General features: G+C 61.5%; 4 protein-coding genes. 1 reads left to right on the plus strand and 3 read right to left on the minus strand.

The window, feature by feature from the left end:
* Window positions 1-45 precede the first annotated feature (45 nt).
* Genes fusA through rpsL form a run of 3 tightly spaced genes read right to left on the minus strand, consistent with a single transcriptional unit; the run spans window position 46 to window position 2986 of the window.
* Window positions 46-2121 (minus strand): elongation factor G, encoded by a 2076-nt coding sequence (gene fusA / locus NEI07_RS11005; protein WP_256034566.1) that lies wholly within the window; start codon window positions 2119-2121, stop codon window positions 46-48.
* A gap of 11 nt (window positions 2122-2132) precedes the next feature.
* A complete protein-coding gene (gene rpsG, locus NEI07_RS11010; protein ID WP_018406024.1) occupies window positions 2133-2603 on the minus strand; it encodes a 30S ribosomal protein S7 in 471 nt (156 codons plus the stop codon).
* Window positions 2604-2614: 11 nt separating this feature from the next.
* On the minus strand, window positions 2615-2986 hold the full coding sequence (rpsL, locus tag NEI07_RS11015; RefSeq protein ID WP_014890767.1) for a 30S ribosomal protein S12: 372 nt from the start codon (window positions 2984-2986) through the stop codon (window positions 2615-2617).
* A gap of 782 nt (window positions 2987-3768) precedes the next feature.
* Between rpsL and NEI07_RS11020 the strand changes: the two genes are divergently transcribed.
* Window positions 3769-4008 (plus strand): YdcH family protein, encoded by a 240-nt coding sequence (locus NEI07_RS11020; protein ID WP_256034567.1) that lies wholly within the window; start codon window positions 3769-3771, stop codon window positions 4006-4008.
* Window positions 4009-4013 lie beyond the last annotated feature (5 nt).

Raw genomic sequence — 4013 nt, forward strand, 5'->3', positions numbered from 1 at the left:
GCCGTGCTCCTTTGAAGAGTACCTGTCGCCCCGTCGCGTTCGAGATCAGGCGTATTTCGCCTGGACCTTCTTCGACTCCGCTTCGGGGACTTGTTCGTAGTGATCGAATTGCATCGTGTAGCTCGCGCGTCCCTGCGTGAAGGAGCGCAGCTGATTGACGTAGCCGAACATGTTGGCGAGCGGCACCATGGCGTTGATCACCACGGCGTTGGCGCGCATGTCCTGACCTTGAATCTGTCCGCGACGGGAATTCAGATCGCCGATGACAGAACCGGTATATTCCTCCGGCGTCACCACTTCGACCTTCATGATCGGCTCGAGCAACACCGAGCCGCCCTTCTGCAGCGCTTCGCGCGTCGCGGCGCGCGAGGCGATCTCGAAGGCGAGCACCGACGAGTCGACGTCGTGGAAGGCGCCGTCGATGAGCGTCGCTTTCAGATCGACGACCGGGAAGCCGGCGAGAATGCCGGACGTCGTCACCGACGCAATGCCCTTGTCGACGCCGGGGATATATTCCTTCGGCACCGCGCCGCCGACGATCTTGCTTTCGAACTCATTGCCCTTGCCGGCTTCATTGGGCTCGAAAATGATCTTCACGCGCGCGAACTGGCCGGTGCCGCCGGTCTGTTTCTTATGCGTATAGTCGATTTCAAGCTTGCGGCCGAGGCGCTCGCGATAGGCGACCTGCGGCGCGCCGATATTGGCGTCGACCTTGTAGGTGCGCTTCAAGATGTCGACCTTAATATCGAGATGCAGTTCGCCCATGCCCTTGAGGATGGTCTGGCCGCTTTCCTGATCGGTCGAGACGCGGAACGACGGATCCTCCGCGGCGAGCTTCTGCAGCGCGATGCCGAGCTTCTCCTGGTCGGCCTTCGACTTCGGCTCGATGGCGATCTCGATGACCGGATCCGGGAACTCCATGCGCTCCAGAATCACGGGCTTCTGCATGTCGCAGAGCGTGTCGCCGGTGCGCGTGTCCTTGAGGCCCGCGAGCGCGACAATGTCGCCCGCGTAGGCTTCCTTAATGTCTTCGCGATTATTGGCGTGCATCAGCAGCATGCGGCCGATGCGCTCCTTCTTCTCTTTCGTCGAATTGAGCACTGTCGTGCCGGAGTCGATCTTGCCCGAATAGACGCGGGCGAAGGTGATCGTGCCGACGAAAGGATCGTCCATGATCTTGAAAGCGAGCATGGAGAAGGGCTCGGAGTCGAGCGGCTTGCGATCCAGTTCCGCGCCCGTGTCCACGTCGACGCCCTTGATCGCCTCGCGATCGACGGGCGAGGGCAGATAATGCACGACCGCGTCGAGCAGCGGCTGCACGCCCTTGTTCTTGAAGGCCGAGCCGCAGAATACGGGGATGAAGGCGATCTTGCGCACGGCGGCGCGGATGAGCCTGTGCAGCGTCTCCTCGTCCGGCTCCTGGCCGTCGAGATAGGCCGCCATGGCCTCGTCGTCCATTTCGACCGCGGCTTCGATCAGCGCCATGCGATATTCTTTGGCCTTGTCGAGTAGATCGGCCGGAATGTCTTCGTCGTGATATTTCGCGCCGAGACCTTCGTCTTCCCAGACGACGGCCTTCATGCGCACGAGATCGATGATGCCCTTGAAATTCGATTCGGAGCCGATCGGCAATTGCGCGCAGATCGGGCGGCCGCCGACGCGGGTCTTGATTTCCTCGACGCAGCGGTCGAAGTCGGCGCCGATCTTGTCCATTTTATTGACGAAGACGATGCGCGGCACATTGTATTTGTCGGCCTGACGCCAAACGGTCTCGGTCTGCGGCTCGACGCCCTGGTTGCCGTCGAGAACGCATACGGCGCCGTCGAGCACGCGCAGGCTGCGCTCGACTTCAATGGTGAAGTCGACGTGGCCGGGAGTGTCGATGATGTTGAGGCGCTTGCCGTTCCAGAACGTCGTCGTCGCGGCGGACGTGATGGTGATGCCGCGCTCCTGCTCCTGCTCCATCCAGTCCATCGTCGCGGCGCCTTCATGCACCTCGCCGATTTTATGGCTCTTGCCGGAGTAATAGAGGATGCGTTCCGTCGTCGTCGTCTTGCCCGCGTCGATGTGGGCCATGATGCCGAAGTTGCGGTAGTCCTCGATCGGATGAGAGCGGGCCATGACGGTTGTCCTTACCAGCGATAATGCGAGAAGGCGCGGTTGGCCTCCGCCATGCGGTGCGTGTCTTCGCGCTTCTTCACCGCGGCGCCGCGGTTGTTGGAGGCGTCGAGCAGTTCGGCCGACAGACGGTCGACCATGGTCTTGTCGTTGCGGGCGCGGGCCGCGGTGATGATCCAGCGGATGGCGAGCGCCTGACGACGCTCGTTGCGCACTTCGACCGGCACCTGATAGGTGGCGCCGCCGACGCGGCGGGACCGAACCTCGATCGCCGGCGCGACATTCTCGAGCGCCTGCTTGAAGACAGCGAGCGGATCGCTCTTGGCCTTCGACTCGACCTGATCGAGCGCGCCATAGACAATCTGCTCGGCGACCGACTTCTTGCCGTCGTACATGATCGAGTTCATGAATTTCGTGAGCACGATGTCGCCAAATTTGGCGTCTTCGATCACTTCACGCTTTTCGGCCCGGTGGCGACGAGACATCGAACGGCTCCTTACTTCGGACGCTTCGCGCCGTATTTCGAACGGCGCTGCTTGCGGTCCTTGACGCCCTGCGTGTCCAGCACGCCGCGCAGAATGTGATAGCGAACGCCGGGAAGATCCTTCACGCGGCCGCCGCGGATCATCACGACCGAGTGCTCCTGAAGGTTATGGCCCTCGCCCGGGATGTAGCCGATGACCTCGAATCCGTTGGTCAGGCGCACCTTGGCGACCTTGCGAAGCGCGGAGTTCGGCTTCTTCGGCGTCGTCGTATAGACGCGCGTGCACACGCCGCGCTTCTGCGGGCAGGACTGCAGATGGCGCGCCTTCTCGCGATAGGTCGGCGCTTGGCGCGGCTTGCGGATCAACTGGCTGATCGTCGGCATTCAATAGGGTCCTTCGCGTGATTGCGAATGGCGGATGTCAAGGTGGCCTCGTCGCGCATGGCCCTTAAAGGCACGCGCAAACGAGCGAAGCGCCGATGGCCGTAAGGGCCAAGGCGCTTCTAACGCAGAGGATCCCGTCGCCGGGATCGTGCCTTCCTGTCAGTCGCTTTCGCGACGTGCTGATTACCAATTACACTTGGCGGTCACAGGCAAGGCGACAGCGTTTAAGTTCGAAGGATCGAGAGCGAGGCGCTCGCCGACGGCATGAACTTACGGCCTGTCGAAAGTGGGCGGAACCTAATCGCGACGTTGCGCCGCGTCAAGCGGAGATTGCGGCGCGGCCCAAGAAATTTGGCGTCGTCTCACGCCTTAGGTTCTGCTGGGCTTCAGTGCTTCCCACAAATGTGATTTCGGCAACATTGACGCGTTTCATTTCACAATGAAACTCGCAAGCAGCGCCTCGACATTGCGCGACTGTCTCTTCAGCCACGCTTCGAGTCCTTCGCGATCGGTGAACTTCAATTCGCCGTCTGGTCGTTCATCGAAATCTCCGCGGCGCGCAGGATGAGCGGGTTTCAGACGCGCCGCAAGGGCGCCGTCAGTCGGCGTTGCTGGTGACTCGGCCGTGAGGGCGAGCGTAGCTCTGGACGCCCGCTTTCGCTGACAGCGCGGCGACGAATGCGGCGCAAATCGTCGCAGGCGGCGAAGGGGCCGTTCAACCGGGCCGCGAAAACCGGTAGGCTCACGCTGAACATTAAAAAGCGCAGGGAGGAACCCATCGCATGAGCCATGTTGCGCATGAGCTGCACGAAGAATTTCCGGAACAGGCCGAGGCCATTCACGCCTTAAAGGCCAAGGACGCCCATTTCGCCCGCATCGCGGAAGACTATCACACGCTCAATCGCGCCATTCACCGCATGGAGACCAATGTCGAACCGGCGGATGACGCAACGATCGAAGATCTCAAGAAGAAGCGGCTCGTCCTCAAGGATGAGATCGCCGGCTTCCTGGCGACGGTTTAAAGACC

Source organism: Methylocystis suflitae (assembly GCF_024448135.1).
Taxonomy (GTDB): Bacteria; Pseudomonadota; Alphaproteobacteria; order Rhizobiales; family Beijerinckiaceae; genus Methylocystis; species Methylocystis suflitae.

Bases quoted from the DNA above. Each gene is read 5' to 3' on its own strand.
- NEI07_RS11020 (WP_256034567.1), top strand. From the start codon at position 3,769: ATGAGCCATGTTGCGCATGAGCTGCACGAAGAATTTCCGGAACAGGCC.
- fusA (WP_256034566.1), bottom strand. From the start codon at position 2,121: ATGGCCCGCTCTCATCCGATCGAGGACTACCGCAACTTCGGCATCATG.
- rpsG (WP_018406024.1), bottom strand. From the start codon at position 2,603: ATGTCTCGTCGCCACCGGGCCGAAAAGCGTGAAGTGATCGAAGACGCC.
- rpsL (WP_014890767.1), bottom strand. From the start codon at position 2,986: ATGCCGACGATCAGCCAGTTGATCCGCAAGCCGCGCCAAGCGCCGACC.